The sequence below is a fragment of the Saccharothrix sp. S26 genome (assembly GCF_021390395.1).
GTDB lineage: Bacteria > Actinomycetota > Actinomycetes > Mycobacteriales > Pseudonocardiaceae > Actinosynnema.
In genome coordinates, this window is sequence record NZ_JAJUWT010000018.1 from 72,747 (window position 1) to 91,292 (window position 18,546).

The 18,546-nt window shown below is 71.9% G+C and carries 20 protein-coding genes; 7 read left to right on the forward strand and 13 right to left on the reverse strand.

The features are described from left to right. Positions 1–6 precede the first annotated feature (6 nt). Positions 7–333 (reverse strand): ferredoxin, encoded by a 327-nt coding sequence (gene fdxA, locus LZG04_RS27265; protein ID WP_233821918.1) that lies wholly within the window; start codon positions 331–333, stop codon positions 7–9. A 157-nt stretch (positions 334–490) separates the two neighbouring features. Between fdxA and LZG04_RS27270 the strand changes: the two genes are divergently transcribed. The 4 genes from LZG04_RS27270 (at position 491) to LZG04_RS27285 (ending at position 4,883) form a co-directional block, all read left to right on the forward strand. After that, positions 491–2,959, forward strand: a complete 2,469-nt coding sequence (locus LZG04_RS27270) for a cation-translocating P-type ATPase (RefSeq protein WP_233821943.1) — start codon at positions 491–493, stop codon at positions 2,957–2,959. 103 nt (positions 2,960–3,062) lie between these two features. Next, positions 3,063–3,488, forward strand: coding sequence for a carboxymuconolactone decarboxylase family protein (locus LZG04_RS27275; RefSeq protein WP_233821945.1), 426 nt, complete (start codon positions 3,063–3,065; stop codon positions 3,486–3,488). Positions 3,489–3,621: 133 nt separating this feature from the next. After that, positions 3,622–4,047 (forward strand): hypothetical protein, encoded by a 426-nt coding sequence (locus LZG04_RS27280; protein ID WP_233821999.1) that lies wholly within the window; start codon positions 3,622–3,624, stop codon positions 4,045–4,047. 401 nt (positions 4,048–4,448) lie between these two features. Next, entirely contained in the window at positions 4,449–4,883 is a 435-nt protein-coding gene (locus LZG04_RS27285; protein WP_233822001.1) for a MerR family transcriptional regulator, read from the forward strand. A 40-nt stretch (positions 4,884–4,923) separates the two neighbouring features. On the opposite strand, the gene LZG04_RS27290 is transcribed toward LZG04_RS27285, so the two are convergent. Continuing rightward, positions 4,924–6,483, reverse strand: a complete 1,560-nt coding sequence (locus tag LZG04_RS27290) for an MFS transporter (RefSeq protein ID WP_233822066.1) — start codon at positions 6,481–6,483, stop codon at positions 4,924–4,926. Between the two features lie 312 nt (positions 6,484–6,795). Between LZG04_RS27290 and LZG04_RS27295 the strand changes: the two genes are divergently transcribed. Further along, positions 6,796–6,993, forward strand: coding sequence for a hypothetical protein (locus LZG04_RS27295; RefSeq protein ID WP_233822068.1), 198 nt, complete (start codon positions 6,796–6,798; stop codon positions 6,991–6,993). 197 nt (positions 6,994–7,190) lie between these two features. On the opposite strand, the gene LZG04_RS27300 is transcribed toward LZG04_RS27295, so the two are convergent. Both LZG04_RS27300 and LZG04_RS27305 read right to left on the reverse strand, forming a co-directional pair. Continuing rightward, positions 7,191–8,156 carry a hypothetical protein gene (locus LZG04_RS27300; RefSeq protein WP_233822070.1) on the reverse strand — a complete coding sequence of 322 codons (966 nt, stop codon included), beginning with the start codon at positions 8,154–8,156 and terminating at the stop codon, positions 7,191–7,193. Positions 8,157–8,362: 206 nt separating this feature from the next. After that, a complete protein-coding gene (locus LZG04_RS27305) occupies positions 8,363–8,506 on the reverse strand; it encodes a hypothetical protein (protein ID WP_233822072.1) in 144 nt (47 codons plus the stop codon). A 230-nt stretch (positions 8,507–8,736) separates the two neighbouring features. On the opposite strand from LZG04_RS27305, the gene LZG04_RS27310 reads away from it, so the two are divergent. Both LZG04_RS27310 and LZG04_RS27315 read left to right on the forward strand, forming a co-directional pair. Then, positions 8,737–9,627, forward strand: coding sequence for an SDR family NAD(P)-dependent oxidoreductase (locus tag LZG04_RS27310; protein ID WP_233822074.1), 891 nt, complete (start codon positions 8,737–8,739; stop codon positions 9,625–9,627). Positions 9,628–9,674: 47 nt separating this feature from the next. Next, positions 9,675–10,256 carry a TetR/AcrR family transcriptional regulator gene (locus LZG04_RS27315; RefSeq protein ID WP_233822076.1) on the forward strand — a complete coding sequence of 194 codons (582 nt, stop codon included), beginning with the start codon at positions 9,675–9,677 and terminating at the stop codon, positions 10,254–10,256. Between the two features lie 440 nt (positions 10,257–10,696). Here the strand turns inward: LZG04_RS27315 and LZG04_RS27320 are convergent, their stop codons facing one another. From LZG04_RS27320 to LZG04_RS27360, 9 genes are read right to left on the reverse strand one after another with little or no spacing between them, the layout of a single operon-like run. Next, positions 10,697–11,845, reverse strand: a complete 1,149-nt coding sequence (locus tag LZG04_RS27320; RefSeq protein ID WP_233822078.1) for an ABC transporter permease — start codon at positions 11,843–11,845, stop codon at positions 10,697–10,699. After that, positions 11,842–13,020, reverse strand: coding sequence for an ABC transporter permease (locus tag LZG04_RS27325; RefSeq protein ID WP_233822080.1), 1,179 nt, complete (start codon positions 13,018–13,020; stop codon positions 11,842–11,844). Before LZG04_RS27325 ends, LZG04_RS27320 begins: the two co-directional genes overlap by 4 nt. Positions 13,021–13,065: 45 nt before the next feature. Beyond that, complete coding sequence (locus LZG04_RS27330) at positions 13,066–14,004, reverse strand: ABC transporter ATP-binding protein (RefSeq protein ID WP_233822083.1); 939 nt, start codon at positions 14,002–14,004, stop codon at positions 13,066–13,068. 13 nt (positions 14,005–14,017) lie between these two features. Further along, complete coding sequence (locus LZG04_RS27335; protein ID WP_233822085.1) at positions 14,018–15,046, reverse strand: nitrous oxide reductase family maturation protein NosD; 1,029 nt, start codon at positions 15,044–15,046, stop codon at positions 14,018–14,020. Next, complete coding sequence (locus LZG04_RS27340) at positions 15,037–15,552, reverse strand: 4'-phosphopantetheinyl transferase superfamily protein (RefSeq protein WP_233822087.1); 516 nt, start codon at positions 15,550–15,552, stop codon at positions 15,037–15,039. Before LZG04_RS27340 ends, LZG04_RS27335 begins: the two co-directional genes overlap by 10 nt. Next, the gene (locus LZG04_RS27345) at positions 15,549–16,322 is read right to left on the reverse strand and encodes an alpha/beta fold hydrolase (RefSeq protein WP_233822089.1); all 774 of its coding nucleotides are present in this window, start codon (positions 16,320–16,322) and stop codon (positions 15,549–15,551) included. The genes LZG04_RS27340 and LZG04_RS27345 overlap by 4 nt, the downstream gene beginning before the upstream one ends. A gap of 19 nt (positions 16,323–16,341) precedes the next feature. Beyond that, the gene (locus tag LZG04_RS27350; protein WP_233822091.1) at positions 16,342–17,190 is read right to left on the reverse strand and encodes an ester cyclase; all 849 of its coding nucleotides are present in this window, start codon (positions 17,188–17,190) and stop codon (positions 16,342–16,344) included. Further along, positions 17,181–17,624 carry a phosphopantetheinyl transferase gene (locus tag LZG04_RS27355; RefSeq protein ID WP_233822093.1) on the reverse strand — a complete coding sequence of 148 codons (444 nt, stop codon included), beginning with the start codon at positions 17,622–17,624 and terminating at the stop codon, positions 17,181–17,183. The genes LZG04_RS27350 and LZG04_RS27355 overlap by 10 nt, the downstream gene beginning before the upstream one ends. Beyond that, entirely contained in the window at positions 17,621–18,535 is a 915-nt protein-coding gene (locus tag LZG04_RS27360; RefSeq protein ID WP_233822095.1) for an ACP S-malonyltransferase, read from the reverse strand. Before LZG04_RS27360 ends, LZG04_RS27355 begins: the two co-directional genes overlap by 4 nt. Positions 18,536–18,546 lie beyond the last annotated feature (11 nt).

Below are 18,546 nucleotides of genomic sequence, written 5' to 3' on the forward strand. Positions count from 1 at the left end.
GGTGGGTCAGCCCTGGTCGCCCTGCGGGGGCAGGTCCCTGATCACCGGGGGGTCGGCCGAGACCTTGCCGACCTTCGAGGCACCGCCCGGTGACCCCAGCTCGGCGAAGAAGTCGGCGTTCGCCTTGGTGTAGTGCGCCCACTGCTCGGGCACGTCGTCCTCGTAGTAGATGGCCTCGACCGGGCAGACCGGCTCGCACGCACCGCAGTCGACGCACTCGTCGGGGTGGATGTAGAGCATGCGGTCGCCCTCGTAGATGCAGTCGACGGGACACTCCTCGATGCACGCCTTGTCCATCACGTCGACACAGGGTTCCGCGATCACGTAAGTCACCGATCTCCTCCTCACACGGTGGCAGCGGCTAGTCTCGAAGTTGAACTCGGCTTCAAGTCAAGCGGCGGGAACAGGGCTTGACCTTGGAGTGCGGTCCAACCTTTACCGTCGGTCGCGCTAGGTGGTCTTCCCTATGCGAACAGGCGGGTGACCTGCAGTGACCACACAACCCTTAACCAACGGGGCGGACGCTCCGGCGGAAGCGGGCCTGGAGGTGCGGCGGTACCGCGTCCTCGCGGGCTGCGTCGAGTGCGCCAGCGACCTCACGCCGTTGCGCCGGGTCGAGGGCGTGCGCGACGTCAAGATGCTCTCCGCGTCCGGCGTGCTCGCGATCCAGGCGCCGAAGACGCTCAGCGACACCGTGCTCCTGCGCACCGCCGCCGCCTCCGGGCTGACCCTGGAACCGGAGAAGCCGGCGGTCGTGGACGAGGCGCCGCAGAAGAAGTCGCGCTGGTGGCTGCGCCCCGAGATGATCCTCCTGGGCATCGCCGCGCTGTTCATGGCAGCCGCGGACATCGTCACCCGGCGCGCGCCCGAGGCCACGACACTGGCGAACACCCTGGCGATCATCTCCATCGCCTTCGGCATCATCTACCCCGGCCGCAACGCCCTGACGATGCTGCGCAACAAGCGGTTCACGATCAACGTGCTGCTGGTCGTGGCGGTCATCGGCGCGATCCCCCTCGGCGAGTTCGTCGAGGCCGCGTGCGTCGTGGTGATCTTCTCCCTGGGCATCATCCTGGAGACCTTCGTCGCGGACCGGGCCCGCAAGTCCATCCAGAAGCTGATGGACCTGGCGCCCCGTCGAGCCGAGCGGTTCACCCTCGGCGGCGCCGTGGAGACCGTGCCGGTCGAGGACCTCGGCGTCGGCGACCTGGTGCTGGTGCGCCCCGGCGCCCGGCTGCCCACCGACGGCGAGGTCACCCAGGGGGCCTCCTGGGTCGACACCTCCGCCATCACCGGCGAGTCCATGCCGGTCGAGGTGGTGCCCGGCGAGGCCGTCTACGGCGGCACCCTCAACGGTGACGGCGCGCTGCGCGTCAAGGTGACCAAGCAGTACCAGGACACCGTCCTGGCCCGCGTCATCCGCGAGGTCGAGGAGGCGCAGCAGAACCGCGGCCGGGCGCAGCGGTTCGCCGACCGGTTCGGCGCGATCTACACGCCGGCGATGATCGGCGTGGCGGTACTCATGGTGGCCCTCGGGCCGCTGGTGTTCGGCCTGACCTTCACCGAGGCGTTCTACCGGGCCCTGGTCGTGCTGATCGTGTCCTGCTCCTGCGCGCTGGTGCTGTCCGTGCCGGTGAGCGTGGTGTCCGCGGTGGCCCGCGCCGCCCGCGACGGCGTGCTCATCAAGGGCGGCGCCTACCTGGAGGAGCTCGGCCGGCTCAAGGCGGTCGCGTTCGACAAGACGGGCACGCTGACCCTGGGCCGCCCGGCCCTGGTGGCCGTGCACACGCTGGACGGCGACAACGACCACGAGCTGCTGCGGCTGGCCGCCGCGGTGGAAGCCGCCGCGACCCACCCGATCGCCGAAGCCGTCGTGCACGCCGCCCGTGACCGCGGCATCCAGGTCCGGCCCGCGGACGACGTGTCGATCGTGGCGGGCAAGGGCGCGGAGGCCACCGTCGACGGTCGCCGGATCGCGGTCGGCCGCGTCGCCGACTACAGCAAGGACCCGTCGGCCGCCGCCGCGCTGGCCCAGATCGAGCAGGCCGGCGCCACCCCGGTCGCCGTCACCGCGGACGGTGCCCTGATCGGCCTGCTGGGCGTCGCCGACGAGCTGCGCCCCGAGGCGAAGTCCGCCATCACCGAGCTGCGCTCGCTCGGCGTCGCGCACACCGTGATGCTCACCGGCGACCGCGAGCGCGTCGCCCGGTCGATCGCCGACCAGCTCGGCATCGCGAGCGTCCGGGCGCAGCTGATGCCCGCCGACAAGAGCGCCGCGATCACCGCGCTGCGCGCCCAGCACGGCACCGTGGCCATGGTCGGCGACGGCGTCAACGACGCGCCGGCCCTCGCGACGTCCAACGTCGCCGTGGTCATGGGCGCGGCGGGCACGGACGTGGCCATGGAGACCGCCGACATCGCCCTGATGTCCGACGACCTGACCAAGCTGCCGTACACCGTGCGGCTGGCGCGGCGGGCGAACCGGATCATCGCGCAGAACGTCGCCGTGTCGCTGGTCGTCATCGCCGCCCTGGTCGTCGCGGCGTTGATCGGCGCGTTCAACCTGACCCAGGGTGTGCTGATCAACGAGGCGTTCGCCCTGGTGATCATCGCCAACGGCCTGCGGCTGCTGCGCGGCGGCAAGGGCGGGAAGCAGAGGACGACCGTGACGGCTCCCGCCAAGGCGAGCGTCGAGCACTCGGCGACGTTGCCGAAGGCCGCCTTCGAACTGCCGGTGGTCGAGTCGGTGTCCGCCGGTGGCGGCTGCGGTGACGACTGCGGTTGCGGCTCCAAGGCCGAGGCTCCGCGGATCGAGGCGCCCCGGCCCGCGGCGCCGAAGATCGTCCCGCTGGAGCAGCCGGTGGCCTCCGGCGGCGGCTGCGGCGACGACTGCGGTTGCGGCTCCTCATCAGGCAAGGCGGTCCGGCAAGTCGACTTCGGGCAGCGCACCGGCGACTGACCGAGGCAGCTGACCCGACTGCCTCTTGGCGGCGGTGTCACCCGGGCTCCCCCCACCCGGGTGACACCGCCGCCGTCCCCCATTTCCCGACGATGGAGAAACGATGCCCAAGCTCGACCCGTTCGCAGGCCCCGGCTTCGCCGCGATGAGCGCGCTCTCCAAGGCGGTCGACGACGACGCCGAACTCCCCCTCGGCCTGGTGGAACTGATCAAGCTCCGCTGCTCGCAGATCAACGGCTGCGGCTACTGCGTGCGCATGCACGTCGAGAAGGCCCTGCACGCGGGGGAAACGCAGGACCGGGTGGACAACGTCGCCGACTGGGAGACCAACGTCGCGTTCACCGACCGGGAACGCAGGATCTTCGCCCTGGCGGAGTCCGTCACCCTCGTCGCCGACACGCACGTCGACGAGGCGGTCCTCGACGCCGCCATCGCGGACCTGGGCCCGGCGCTGACCCAGCAGGTCGTCTGGGTGGTCGCCGTGATCAACGCCTTCAACCGCCTCGCGATCACCGCCCGCATCGAGTAGCCCGACCAGGCTCGTCGAGGACTGCTGGGTCCCCGGTTCCTCGAGGCGAGGATCCGGCAGTCCCTTGCCGGACCTCATCCCATCGGGTGTTCCAGACAAGCCTTGGAGCCCGCTCCAGGGTTACCGTGGATCCATGACCGATGAAATGGACCGGACGGCGCGGCGGCCGTACCGCGATCCGCGGTCCCCCTCGGTGACGCCCCTGCCCTCCGCACGCCTGCTCGACCTCCGACCCGTGGCGGGTGTGCCGATCGCCTGCACGCTGACCGGCGAGGAGAAGGCGGCACGCGTCGGCGAGTGGCGCGAACTGCTCGACGGTGCCCGACCCGAGGGCATCGCCAACGGGCTGCGGTGGCGGCTCTCCAGCACCCGGGCGGGTCGGGCGGCCGAACTGGCGTCGGCCGAACAGCGTTGCTGCGCGTTCTTCGACTTCACGCTCCACCTCACGGCAGGTGGGCTCATCTTCGAGGCACACGCCCCCGAGGAGGCGGCCGGCCTTTTCTCCGACGTGTTCGGCGCACCGCCCGGTGGCACCTCCGCAGCGGAAATCCACCCATAATCGTTTCGCGACAGGGCGCACCCGCCGGTACACCGTCCGGCCTGAAGCCGTCGGCCGCCGGGTCGATGCCGCTCGGCTCGCCGCTTCGGAGAACCGCACCTCCCGCCGAGCGCGCCCCGGCCATGATCGACGCGACACCACCCCGCGCTGGAGCTGTGCCGACGGCGAACCCTGGAGGAGAACCACCCCCAAGACCCACGAGCGCGTGACCCACGCCACAGGAGCCGGCGGAATGGCGCCCGCGACCGGCGTCGACCCACACCCGTCAGCGGAACGGACCGACTTCCGATCCGCTCCCGTACCGTTCAAGATGCATCTCGTACCGACAGATCGACGCTGCCGAGCCGCACGGCGGGACTGCCGGGGTCCGACAGACCGGGGGGACGATCGTGACAGGAGACTTGCTGCCCATCGACCAAGTGGCGAAGTTGTCGGGCGTGGCGTCATCGGCCCTGCGTTATTACGAGCGCGTGGGCCTGATCGAAGAAGGCCCCAAGATCCGCGGCAAGAGGCATTACCCGCGTGAGGTGCTCGACCGCCTCTCCATGATCCGCACGTGCCAGAACATCGGGTTCAGCCTCACCGAGATCTCCTCCCTGCTGGACGAGGCCGAGGAATCCGGCGGATCGTGGCAGGAGATCGCCGCCCAGCGGCGCGCCTGCATCCAGCGCGAGATCGAAGAACGCCAGGCGTGGCTGAACACCCTGAACTCGACCCTGGCGTGCGGCTGCCCCCAACTGGTCAAGTGCCCGCAGGTCGCCGGCTGCCCCCTATTGGTCGGCCAGAACGCCCGTCAGTCGCCGTGGCCGGCCCAGGGCGAGTCGTCGATGAACTGAGCGCTCACGTCGGGTCGGTGCGCGGTTCTCGTTCCCGTCCCTACGCGCTCGCGTCGACCTCGGAAGCGGCGGGACGGCGTTCGCGCAGCAGCAAGGCGATGACGACGAACACGACCGCGCACAGGGCGGCCATCACCCAGAGCAGACCGTGCAGACCGGAGGCGAACGCCTCGCCCGCGGCCCTCGTGAACGCCTCGCGCTGGTCTTCGGGGATCGTCTCGGCCGCGCGAGCGAGGTCGCCCTGGTTCAGGGCGTTCGCCAGGCCGTTGGGGTCGTCGGAGTACGGGCCGAACCGGGCCGCGCGCTCGCCGACCGCGTTCTGGGTGAAGCTGACGAGCAGCGCACCGGCCACCGCGATGGAGATCGTCTCGCCGGTCAGGCGGACGGTGTTGAACATGCCGGCCGCCATGCCGGCACGGGCGGCGTCGACGCTGCTGACCGCGGCACCGTCCAGCAGGCCGAACGAGATGCCCACCGCGATGCCGATCACCACCAAGGGCCCCAACAGGTTCAGGTAGCCGATGCCCGGTTCGACCACGGTCAGCCACGCCAGGCCGATCGCGGCCAGCGCCGCGGTCAGCGTGATCTGCACCCACGCCGGCACCCACTTCACCGCCATGCCCGCGACGCCGGGGAACACCAGCGCCGGCACGGTCAGCATCAGCATCAGCGCGCCGATCTGCGCCGCCGCCAAGCCGTCGACGGAGGCCAGGTAGGACGGCAGGTAGATCACCAGCGGCGCGAAGCCGAACACCACCGGGACGGTCGCCAGCGACACGCCCAGGAACTTCGGTCGGCTGAGCAGCGCCAGGTCGAGCATCGGCTGGTCCTGGCGTCGTTCCACGACCACGAACGCGATCAGCGCCAGCACGGTGCCGGTCAGGGTGGCGATGACGACGGGGTGACCCCAACCCCACTGCGGCCCCTGGATGAGGCTGAAAATCAGCAGCAGGAGGGCGAGCGTGAAGGTGATCGTCCCCGCCCAGTCGACCCGGTTCGCCTTCGGGTTGCGCGACTCGCGCAGCACGCGGGTCAGCAGCAGCACGACGATACCCACGACCGTCGGGAGCAGGAACACCGAGCGCCAACCGAACGAGCTGATCAGCACACCGGACACGCTGGGACCGAACACCAGGCCGAGGCCGACCGCGGTGCCGAACACGCCGAACGCCTTGGCCCGCGCCGGGCCCTCCTCGAACGTGTCGGCCAGGATGGCGCTGCCGCTGGTCGTCGCGGCGGCGGCGCCGACACCGGCCACCACGCGTGCCAGGTCGAGCAGCAGGATCCCCGGTGCGGCCGCGGAGACCACGGAGCCGAGCACGAACAGCGCGACACCGACGCGGAACATCTTGCGACGGCCCAGCAGGTCGGCCAGCGACCCGGTCGCCAGCATGAACGCCGCGTAGGTCAGGTTGTAGCCGTTGACCACCCACTGGCCGGCCGCCAGCGAGTTGTGGAACTCGCCGTTGATCGCGGGCAGCGCGACCGACGAACCGGTGATGGCCAACGGGAACAGCACGACCGTCAGGCACACCGTCAACAGGGACGAGCCGGACCCGCGCCCGGTCTCCCGCTGATCGCTCTTCGCCTTGTTGGACATTCGTTCCCCTCTGCGTCCCCGACCCGCAGCCGTCACCGGCGCGGCCCCGAACAGTCGACAGCAGGGGCGAAGGTTAAGGGTTGGAGCACACACCAAGGTCAACCCGACACCGAAGTGACCCACGCCACATCGCCGTTCCCGACTCCCGCTCCACCTGACCCTGTTCCCGATCGCCCTGCCGCTGCCCCCGACTTGGGCGACCCGGCTCCGGGCCGCTGCGGCACCCCTTCCACGGCGCGTTCCTCGTCATCCGCTTCCGCCACCCTCATCGCCCGATTGGCGACCGCGACCACCGCGAGGCAGCATTACGACGTGACCAACCCCTACACCGACGCCATCACGTCCGAGGAGGACTACCACCAGCAGGCCGAACACCTCGGGGCGACGAGGGAACACGCCGACCGCCTCCTGCGGCAGGCTCTCGCCGACACCGGAGAAGCACGCGACGCGAACCCCTACAAGCTCGCCTACCTGCAACTCGTCGCCGACCTGAACCAGAACCCGAAGTAGCCGCAACCCCACCCGCATCGGCCTGCGCGGGCACAGCTCGACCTCATCGGTTCTTCGGACGATCGGGTGCGGTCACCGGTGCCACCGGGTTGTAGCGGTAGCCGGCGCTACGGGGCAGAGCCACCGGGAACTACGACGGTGCCCAGCGCGATCGGCCGATCACGTCGGGCACGTCACGGCTCAGGAGCCAGTCACCGTCACCAGGGTCCGACCTCGTCCAGATCGAGCGACAGGGTGGACTGCAGCACGAAGTACGCGCGGCGGGCTTCGTCGGCGGTGGCGCGCTTCGCCTGACGCAGGTCGTTCGCGTGCACGTGCAGCGTGTGGCGGCGGACCGAGGTGCCGGTCGGCCTGTTGCCCGTGAACTCGGTCTGCGACACGACGAGGTTGCACACCACCACGCCGTCGCCGATCTCATCCCCCACCTGGAGCCAGATGAACGCCGTCTCGTCGATGGCGTAGTCCTCGCCGTCCCGCCACGCCCGACCGGTGTACCCGCGCGCCTTCGCCGTCTCACGCAGCGCGAGCAGCTGCTCCCGCGTCACCACGCGCAGGTCCGGGTCGCGGACGCGCAGCAGGTCCGCGACCCACCGGCGGATGCTCATGCTTCGGTCCGTTCTCGTCACCAGAAACCCCACAGCGGGATTTCCTCGATCCACACTGCCCTGTCCGGCCCGGATCAACAGCTCGTAGACCCGCTGGTTGCCCTGGATGATGGTCATCGTGCCGTCGGAGTTGCGGTTGATCTCGATTTGCTCGTCCGGGTTGCGCGGGTTTTTGGCGATGTTCAGCAGGTCGCTGTCCGACGCCTCGCCGAGCGTCCCGCCGATCCCCTCGATGACCCCCACCGAGGACCCGCCGACCTGGCCGAAGAAGTCCCACGTCGCCTCGGCCGCGGTGCCGCTCGCCGCGCTGGAGGCGGCGTCACCGATGGCGCTGCCCGTGTCGCAGATCCAGTCCCACGCCCAGCAGCGGCCGTCGATCTCGAGGCGGCTGATCGGGTTGCCACCAATGAACGCGTAGCGGTTGCCGGTGAAGGGGTCGCTGCCGAGCTTCAGGTCGGTGAGCGCGCCGTTGCACATGTCCCGCGTCAAGAACCGGTTGATGCCGGGGTCGTAGTCGCGGAAGCCCATGTCGTACGGCTCCTTGCCGGGCTGCCGCACTTCGGGCTTGTCGATGCCGGTGAAGGCCTCGGTGTCGTCCTTGCCGTAGGCGGTGCAGCCGTAGGTGACTCGAGTGTCACCGTTGTCCTTGGCCAGCGTTTCGACGTCGGTGTGCGGGTTGTAGCCGTAGCTGGAGTCCTCGTCGACCTCGGACCGGTGCCGTCGGTGTCCTTCTTGATTTGGGTCAGCCGGAGGCCGAACGAGTCCTACTGGTAGGTCCGCTGGAGCTGCCCCGCGATCTCCTCGGCGACGACCTTGTCGGTCAGGCCGAGGTAGGTGAAGTCCGTGGCCTTGCCGGCCTCGATCTTGGCCGTGGTGGGGTCCAACGGGTCGTAGGAGTACTCGCGCACCTCGTCCAGGTACGCGCCGGCTTGGTCCGCGTTCTGGATCTTCGACGCGTCGTGGACGCGGTGGCCGTTGGCGTTGCACTCCAGGAAGTGCTGGGCGACCAGCCGTTCACCACCCCGGAACGCGTTCTCAGGTGTCGACCGGCACCACTAAGTGGATAGGTGATCCGTTACCGTGCTACGGTGGCGACAAGCGGATTAGTTATCCGGATCGGCGTCGGAGTGGGTGGGTCATGAAGCGGACAGCTGTGGTGACGGCGGGCACGGCGGGCATCGGGCTGGAGACGGCGTTGGGACTCGCGGCCGCCGGGTTCGCGGTCACGGTGGTCGGGCGCGACGCCGAACGCGGTGCCCGCGCGGTTGCCCGGATCGGTTCGACGGGACCGGCGCACCCCGCCCGGTTCCTGCGGGCGGACCTCGCGTCACTCGACGAAGTCCGGTCCCTCGCCGACCGGATCGCCACCGACCACGCCGCCTCGGGCGAGCCGCTGACGGTGCTGGTCAACAACGTCGGGGCGATGTTCGCGGAGCCGCGCGAGCACGACGGCGTCGAGGCGTCATTCGTCGTCAACCACCTCTCGCCGTACCTGCTCACCGAACTGCTGCTGCCCACGCTGGCCGCGAGTGCGCCGAGCCGGGTCGTGAACGTGACCTCGGGCGCGGTCGTCGTCGCGAAGCGGGTGTTCGACGCCGTCGAGCCGCCCGGTGGCTATTACGGCTTCCACTGGTACGGACGCGCCAAGCTCGCGAACCTCGCTTACACGCTCGACCTGGCCGCGCGGTTGGACGGCACGGGCGTCACGGTGTTCGCCGCGGACCCCGGCGGCGCCGCCACCGACATGACCGCCGGCACCATGGCGGACCCGAAGATCGTCTCACCCGGCCTGCGGTTGCTGTGGCCACTGGTGCGCCGCAAGTTCGAACGCTCCACCTCCGGCCCCGCGTCCGTGGCGGCCAAGCCTTCGATCGTCGCCGCCACCGACGAAGCGCTGGCGGGTCGGACCGGCGTCGTCATCGGGGCCGAGGCCCGTCCGGTAGCGCCGTTCCGCTGGGCGACCGACCGCCGCATCGCCGAGGCGGTGCGCCGGCTCAGCGAACGGCACGCGCCCCTCACCACCGCGTGACGCGCCGCCGGGACGATCCGGATCTGCCATCCGATTACGCTGACCCCATGACGACCAGGCCGCTGCGCAAGGACGCCGCCCGCAACTGGGACCGGATCGTCTCGGTGGCCAGAGAGCTGGTCGACGCGGGCACGCCGTTGCAGCTCAACGACGTCGCACACCGTGCCGGACTCGGTGTCGGCACCGTCTACCGGCACTTCCCGACCGCCGAGGCGCTGCTGGAGACCGTTGCCACCCCCTGCCTGGAAACCCTCGTCGCGCACGGCGAACAGGCCATGGCCGACCCCGACGCCCGACGCGCGCTGGAGGACTTCCTGTTCCGCACCGTCGAAGCACAGCTCACCGACGCGTCCCTGCCACCGGTCGCCGCCGCGCCCACCGACGCCCTGCCGCGCACCACGGAACTCAAGCAGTCGCTGTGGTCGATCGGCGCGACCCTGCTGACCCGGGCCCACAAAGCCGGCCGGGTCCGCCCGGACCTGGCCGCCGCCGACGTGGTCCCCCTGATGTGCGGCATCGCCTACGCCGCCCAACTGCACAGCGGCACCACCGCCGACCGGGTCACCACCGCGCACCGCTACCTGACCGCCCTGCTCGAAGGCGTGCGCACCACCGCACCGCGACCCTGAGAACCGCGACGCCGGTTGGTGCCGCGCAGGCAGGCCACGGAGAGCGCGTCTTGTGGACCACCGCGATGCCGCTGCACGAGCCCTCGCGGGTGGGGTAGGTGCGTGGAAGCCGGGTTGGTTCGTCAGTCCGATGTGGACAGGGCGCGGTGTGAACTCCCCACTCACGACCCGGTACGGCCGCCACTGGGCAACTCTCTGCCAAACCTGCGGCCACCGCGTCGAACCGCTCATCGCGGCCGGCGCCGCCGTCCCCACCCGCCACTCGGCGGCGAACGCGGTCGAGGAGGTCCACGGCGTCTCGGCCCTCGACATCGTCGACCGGTTCGTGACGGCCAACCCGAACCCGCCGCCCGCGACACCGGCCACCCCTGACCGGCCGCGCGCCATCGAAGCACCGACGACAGCGCACGCCACGGCACTTCTCCGGCGAGCCCGCACGGCTAGACCGTGGCCAGCGCCCGTCGCTCGAACACCACCAGCGCGACGCCGAGCACCACCACCGCCATGCCCGCCAGCACCGCCACCTCGACCAGCACCGACCCCAGGCCGGCCGACGGGCGGGACAGGGTGAGCAGCGCGTCCATCGCCCACGAGTGCGGGAACAGGTAGCCGATCGTGCCCAGTGCCTCGCCGGCCACCTCGCGCGGCCACAGGCAGCCGCCCAGCATGCCCAGCACGATGCCCACCGGAGGACCGATGGCGGGTGCCTGCTGCGGCGAGCGCACCAGGGCGCCGACCAGCATCGCGGCACCCGTGGCGATCAGGCAGAACAGCGCGACGACCACCCCGACGCCCAGCGGGTCGCCCCACCGCACGTCGAACAGGAACCGGCTCACCACGATGATCAGCAGGGACTGCGCGAGCGCCACCGCGAACCGGCTCAACGCCTCGCCCAGCAGCACCCGGCTCCGCCGCACGGGTGCGGCCAGGGAGCGGCGGACCATGCCGATGCGGCGGCTCTCGACCAGCGCGGCGGCGACGGCCATCGAGTTGACGAACGTGAACAGCAGCAGGTTCGCGGGCGCGGTGTAGGCGAAGCCGGTCGGCTTGGCGGACTCCTCACCGCCCGTCGAGGCGACGGTGACCGCCACCGCCTCCTCCTTCGCCTTGCGCACGTACTCGTCGGCCTGCTCCGGTGACGCGCCCGCCGCCCGCGCCGCGCGGGTCGCCTCCAGCACGGCCGCCACCCGGCCGACCGCCACGTCGATCTCGCTGCGCGCGGCCATGCCGCTGCCGCTGGTCTGGGTCATGACGAGTTCGAGGTCGGTGTCACCCGGTGTCACGATCAGCCCCGCGGCCAGCTCACCCTGGCGGACGCCGTCGCGGACCTCCTCCGCGGACTCCGCGCGCCGCACCTCCAGCGCCGCGTCGGACTCCAGCTCGGCGACCACGGCCGCCGACACCGGGTCGGAGGTGTCGGCGACCACGGCCACCGGCAGCTTCGCGTCGGCCGCGTCGCCGCCCAGGGCCATGCCGACGAACACGATCGTCACGAACGGCATGACGACGATGAAGAACATGCCGACCTTGTCGCGCAACTGGCGCTTCAGGTTGGCCAGCACCAGCGCGGTGACGGGGCGGGGCCTCACGCGAACCTCCCCTTGCGGAAGCCGAGCAGCGCCAGCGCGCCGGCGACGACGCCGATGCCGGTGACCACGGCGATCGGGCCGAGCACGGCGGACGGGCCGGCGCCGGTGCCCGCCAGCTCCGACAGGCCCGCCGACACCCACCCGTTGGGCGTGATCAGCGAGACGCCGCGCAGCCACTCGGGCAGGTTGTAGACGGGGACGATGCTGCCGCCCAGGAACGCGAACACGAACGCCACGCCGAGGGTGTAGCCGTCGGCCTGCGCGTCGGTCTTCGCGCGGCTGGCCACCAGCATCACGATCGCGGTCGCCGCGAACACGTGCGCCAGCAGCAGCGGGAACACCCCGAGCGGGTCGCCCCAGCTCGCCCCGAAGATCAGCACCGACGACAGCCAGGTCGCGCACATGCTGACCAGCGCGAGCCCGAACCCGACGGCGCTCTTGCCCACCAGCGCCGTCCACAGCGGCACCGGGGCGGCGCGCATCCGGTCGAGCGTGCCGTTCTGCCGCTCGGTGAGCAGGCTGCGGGCCGTGGTGCCGACGACGAAGAACGCGAACATCACCGCCATGCCCGCGCCGTAGTGCACGGCGAGGTCCACCCGCCCGCCCGCGACCGGGTCGCCGACCAGCGACAGCGCGGGCCCCGCCGCACCGTTCTCCTCGACGAACACCTGCACCCGGTCGGCGGGCACGCCCGCCTCCAGCGACGCGCGCACGGCCAGCGTCCTGGCCTCGACCAGCGCCGAGATCCGATCGACCATGCTGCGCGCCACCACACCCGCCAGCGGCGACTCGGGCGACTCCATGACGGACACCTGCCCGCCGCGGCCCGCGCCGACACCCTCGCTGAACCCGGCGGGGAACACCAGGGCCGCACCCGCCTCACCGCCGTCGACCGCGCCGCGCGCCGCGGCCTCGTCCGGGTACTGGCGGAAGGTCAGCACGCCCTTCAACTCGTCGGTGTTCAACGCTTCCCGCTGCACACTGGCCGGGAACTCGCCGCCGTCGAGGTCGACCACGCCGATGGTCGCCTTGAGCGGCGGGTCGTCGTCACCGCCCAGCGCCAGCCCGAACAGGGTCGCGAGCATGATCGGCGCGACGAGCGCGATCAGCGGCGCGGTGCCGTCCCGCAGCCGCGACCGCAACTCGTGGCCACCCACGACCAGCAGGGCACGCATGGTGCTCTTCCCCAAGGTTCTCGCCCGTCCCTAGCTCGGTCCGCGTCAGTCGCGCAGGGTGCTGCCGGTGAGGTGCAGGAACGCCGCCTCCAGGTCGGGCTCGACGACCTCGACACCGGTCACCGCGCCCGCGTCGCCGACGGCGGCCAGCAGCGCGGGCAGCAGGTGCCGCCCGCCGGCGACGAGCAACCGGATCGACGACGACCCGGTGACCACCGCCTCGGACACGCCCTCCACGACCCGCAGCTTGTCGGCCGCCGCGGTGACGTCGCCGTCCAGCGTCAGCTCCACCCGGTCCGTGCCGCCCAGTTCGGCGACCAGCTCGCGCTTGGTCCCGTCGGCGACCACGCGACCCCGGTCGATGATCCCGACCCGCGTGCACACCCGCTCCACCTCCTCCATGTAGTGGGAGGTGTAGAGCAGGCTCATGCCGTCACCGACCAGCGCCTCGACCCGGTCCAGGATGGCGACGCGGCTCTGCGGGTCCACGCCGACCGTCGGCTCGTCGAGGATGAGCAGGCGCGGCCGGTGCAGCAGGGCCACGGCGATGTTGGTGCGCCGCTTCATGCCGCCGGAGTAGGTGTCCACCTTGTCGTCGCCGCGACCGGCCAGGCCGACCAGGTCGAGCACCTCGCCGATGCGCGAGGTCAGCTCACGCCGCGGCAGGCCGTAGAGCCTGCCGAAGTAGCGCAGGTTCTCCCGGGCGGTCAGCTCCGGGTACAGCGCGATCTCCTGCGGCACGTACCCGATCAGCCGCTTGGCGGCCACCGGGTCCTCGTCGACGTCGATGCCACCGACCCGCACCGAGCCCTCGTCCGGGCGCAGCAGCCCGACGAGCATGGAGATGGTCGTGGTCTTGCCGGCCCCGTTGGGGCCGAGCAACCCGTACGCCTCCCCCTCGTCGATGTGGAAGCCGACCCGGTCGACCACGGTCTTGTCGCCGTACCGCTTGACCAGGCCCTCGCACACCAGCGCAGGCGTCATGTCATCCTCTCGATCAGGGTCCGCACCCTTCGATCCGCTCCGGCTGGGAAGCGCCCACCACGTTGTTCCGGAAGCGCTGGTTGCCCGGGTCGGTGCCGATCTGCACGTCGAACGGGCTGTTGCCGGTGATGGTGTTCCACTCGATGGAGTTGTCGACCGAGTCGGAGCCGCCCCAGTCCGCCGACGAGGCCAGCACCAGCGCGGCGCCCATGACCGACGGGCCGCCGGGTTCGTTGCGGTGCAGCCGGTTGCCGACGATCGCGACGCGCTGGACGCCGATGGCGGCGATGCCGACGCCGGAGATCGGCGGGCCGGCGAAACCCAGCACGCCGGGCTCGTCGCCACCGGAGGCCAGGGTGTTGCCGGTGATGTCGTTGTCCGCGACGAGCACGTCGGCGACACCGCCGGGCAGCTCGCCCTCGTACGTCTGGTGCAGCAGCAGCACACCCGCCGCGTTGCCGTGGCTGCGGTTGCGCACGACCCGGGCGCGGCTGGAGTTGTCCACGAACACGCCGAAGGCGTTGGCGGTGGTCTCGCAGTCGGCGATCAGGGCGTCGGCGGCCGGGCAGAACGCCAGCGCGATGCCGCCGTACTGGCTGCCCTCGGCGCGGCAGCGCAGCACCTCCACCTTGGCCGACTCGCGCACGTACAGGCCCCACACCGCGTTGCCGACCGACTCGACGTCGACGAGCCGCAGGTCGGTGGCCGTGTGCGCGTAGACGCCCGCGCCGGAGAAACCGCGCACCGTCAAACCCTCGACGGTCACACCGGACACGTCGTGCACGGTGATGCCGCTGACCACGTCGGCGGGCGCGTCGTGCAGTGCCGGCACGGCGCTGGGCGTGACGGCGCCGGGCACGATCACCGTGCGGCCCGCGCCCGCGCCGACGAGCGCCACATCCGGGCGGCCGATCACCAGGCTGCCCTCGTAGGTGCCCTCGGCCAGGCGCAGCACCGCGCCCGGCGCGCAGGCGTCGAGCGCTTCCTGGACGGAGTCCCCCGGTTGAATGCGTACTTCGGCCGCGGCCTCGGTCACGGGCATCGCAGCGCTCCTCTCGATGTGGTGGTCAGTATGGCAAGGGCGACGATCAGGTCACCGCGGAAGCCCCAGCGGGCCATGCCGACGACGGCCACGCCGTCGCCGGGGTCCGCGGAGCGCTCGGTGAGCCGCGCCAGGGCGGCCGAACCGCTGGCGCCGAACACGGTGTAGGCGCACCGCTCGGTCATCGACACCCGGGTGGCCGCCTCGACCTCGGGCACGGCGGCGGCCAGCAGCGGGTCGGCCCACTCCGCACCGGGCAGCGGCGCCTCGCCACGCGCTTCGAAGTCGTGCCAGGAGAACCCGGGCGGCCGGCCGCCGACCGCCTTCACCAGGCACTCCTTCACCGCGACCGTGGCCGCGGTGGCGAGGCCGGGATCGGGGTGCAGGTCGCGCTCGGCGGGCGAGGTGACGTGCCGGGTGTAGGCGGGCCCGCTGTAGGACATGGCGCGGGTGACCCGGGCGACGTCCACCACGTCCACCCCGAACAGCATCAGCGGCGCGGTCACCCGGTGACCCCGTCGAGGAACCGCAGCAGCTCGGCGGTGTAGACCTCGCCGCGCTCGATCATCGGGATGTGCCCGCAGTCCTCGACGGTGACGAACTCGGTGTTCGCGTGCCGCGGCACCAGGTCGAGCCACGGCTCGATCGGCGTCATGCGGTCGTGGCGGCCCCAGATGTACAGCGACGGGCACGTGACCTTGTCCATCGCCGGGTCGACCTGGTACGTCCTGGTGGCGCGGATGCTGCGGGCCATCGCGACCATCGCCGAACCCTGGCGCAGCAGTTGCGCGGTCGACTCCACCTGCTCGTCGGTGAACAGCGGTTCACCGTGGAAGAGCGCGGCCAGCATGCGGTCGCGGAACTGCTCGCCCTGCAACCGCACGTCGCCGCGCCGGTCCATGTTCAGGCCCACGTCCGGGTCGGCGGTCAGGCCGGGCGCGCCGCTGACCACGATGGCCTTCACCCGGTCGGGGAAGCGGCCCGCGAGGTCGATGGCGACCAGGCCGCCCAGCGAGTTCGCGCAGACCACGACCTCCCGCGCGCCGGCCGCGTCCACGGCCTCCATCAGGGCGTCGCCGAGGCGTTCGATGGAGCCCGCCACCTTCGCGTCCACGCCGCAGATGGGCTCCTCGGTGCGCAGCACCGGCCACCCGGCGTCGGCGAGGGCGGCGAACGGGTGGTCCCAGATCCAGCCGCCCGCGAACAGGGCGGACATGAAGGCCACCAGCGGTCGCCCGCCCGCCGCGGGCCGGTGGTCGGCGGTGAAGACCGTCATCGGGCAACTCCTGGCGTCGTCAGAACAGGGGGTCGGGGGTCGGGGTGGTGCCGCACGCGCAGGTCCTGCCCGCGCCCGCGTCGACCACCTCCTCGCAGTCGGGGCAGCGCAGGTGCAGGCTCTCCCGCTCCAGCACCCACACGCTGGTGTACGCCCCGGTGCACAGGCCGCCGCGGAAGAACTTCCGCAGGGACCGCTGGTGCGGCCGCGCGTGCACGGCGCGGACCGACTCGGGGCGGTCGAAGGCGCTGATCGTGTACTTGCGGTTGCCGATCTCGAACGTGCCCACGCCGAGGAAGCCCTTGGAGGCGCGCAGCGACTTGACCACCTCGGTGCTGAGCAGGTCGACGTCCGCGCCCTCCACCTCCTCGCGGAAGTCCAGGTAGGTGAACGCGAGCACCCGCGGGTAGTCGGTCCGGCCCACCGTGGTGCGCGCGCTGATGCCGTACTCCTGCACCTCGTCGTGGTCGAGGAGGAAGCGTGCCGTGTGGCCGAGCGACGAGGCCAGCGCGACCCGGTCGAAGTGGCGGCGCACCCGCACCGCGCCGTCCACGACGGTCAGCACGTCCGCGCCGACCACCGCCGCCGCACCGCCCGTGCCCGGTATCCCCAGGTAGTGGGCGCGGTGCGTGGCGGCCAGGGTCCAGGTGAGCACGGCGGTGTCGCCCGCGTCGGCGGCGGGCGCGAAGTCGAGCACCAGGTCCGGGAACCGGGTCAGCACTGCTTCGACGTGCGCGACGAGGTCGGCGCCCGACACCGGCTCCGGGGTGTCCGGGTCGGCGAACTCCGCCACCGCGTCGGCGATGGCGGCGGCGTCACGGGCGTGCCAGGCCGCGGTCCACCGCGCGGCGGTCTCGATCAGGTCCATGCGGTCACCGCTTCCAGGTCGTGGTCCTCGGGCAGCCGAGCCGAGGTCAGTGCCACCGCGAACGCCAGGTCGGCGGTGTGGCTGACGGAGACCCGGATGCGGGTGCCCGCCGCCTCCCTGCCGTCCAGCACGCCGATCAGCCGCACGCCCGGCGGGTGGCCGTGCTGGCAGGCCGCCGTGCGGTCGCACAGGGGCGCGGGCACGGGCAGCACCTCCACCGCGCCCAGGTGCTCCGCGGTCGCGGGCTCGTCCAGCAGGCGCAGCACGGCGTACTTGGCCGCGAGCCTGCCCGCCCAGTGCTGGAGGGTGCGACCGGCACCGGACCGCAGCCGTTCCGGGCGGGTGAACACGACCTCCAGCGGCATCGGCTCGACCAACTGCCACGGTGCGGTCAGCCCGCCGAAGGAGACCGCGGCACTGCCCCACCTGCTCATGCCGCGGGCTCCGGGCGGCGCAACCTCCGCACGGCGGCCGGGTCGGCCATGCTGACGCACCGCGCGCCGACGCCGCGCAGCAGCCCGGCGAGCACCTTGCTGTCGCCCACCTCGACCAGGGTCTCGGCGTCGGCGAGCACGCGCATCGTCTCGGTCCACCGCACCCGCGCGGTGAGCTGCGCGATCAGCGCGTCCACGATGGTCGGCAGGTCCGTGGTCGGCTCCGCGGTCGCGTTCGGCACCACCGGGACGCGTGGCGGGCGCATCGGTGTCGCGCGCACCGCCTCGGCCCAGCCGTCCAGCGCGCCCGCCATCAACGGCGAGTGGAACGCGTTGCTCACCTTGAGCGCCACCACCTTGCGGGCGCCGGCCGCGGTGGCCAGCGCGACGAGCCGGTCGACGGCCGCGGTCGCGCCGGAGACCACGGTGTGGTCGGGCGCGTTCTCCAGGCCGACGACCAGCGGCTCACCCGGCCGGGCGGCCTCATCTGCCAGCTCCTCCACCCGCTGCGGCGTCAACCCCAGCACGGCGGTCATGCCACCGGTGTCGGGCAGGTCGGCCATCAACCGGGCGCGGTCGGCGACCAGGCGCAGCGCGGTGTCGACGTCCAGCACGCCCGCCGCGCACAGCGCGCTGATCTCGCCGACGCTGTGCCCGGCGACGATGTCCGGCTCCACGCCGCGGTCACCCAGGACCGCGAGCGCGGCGAGGTTGCACGCGGTCACGGCGGGCTGCGCGTGCAGGGTGTCGACGAGCTCGTCCAGCGGCCCGCGGGCGCACAGCTCCGACACCGGCTCGGGCAGCAGTTCGTCGGCGCGCGCGAGCACCGCCGCGCCCGCCGGGTCGCGGCGCAGCCAGCCGCCCATGCCGATCCGGACCGTGCCTTGACCGGGGAACACGAAGCCGATCACCTGCGAACCTC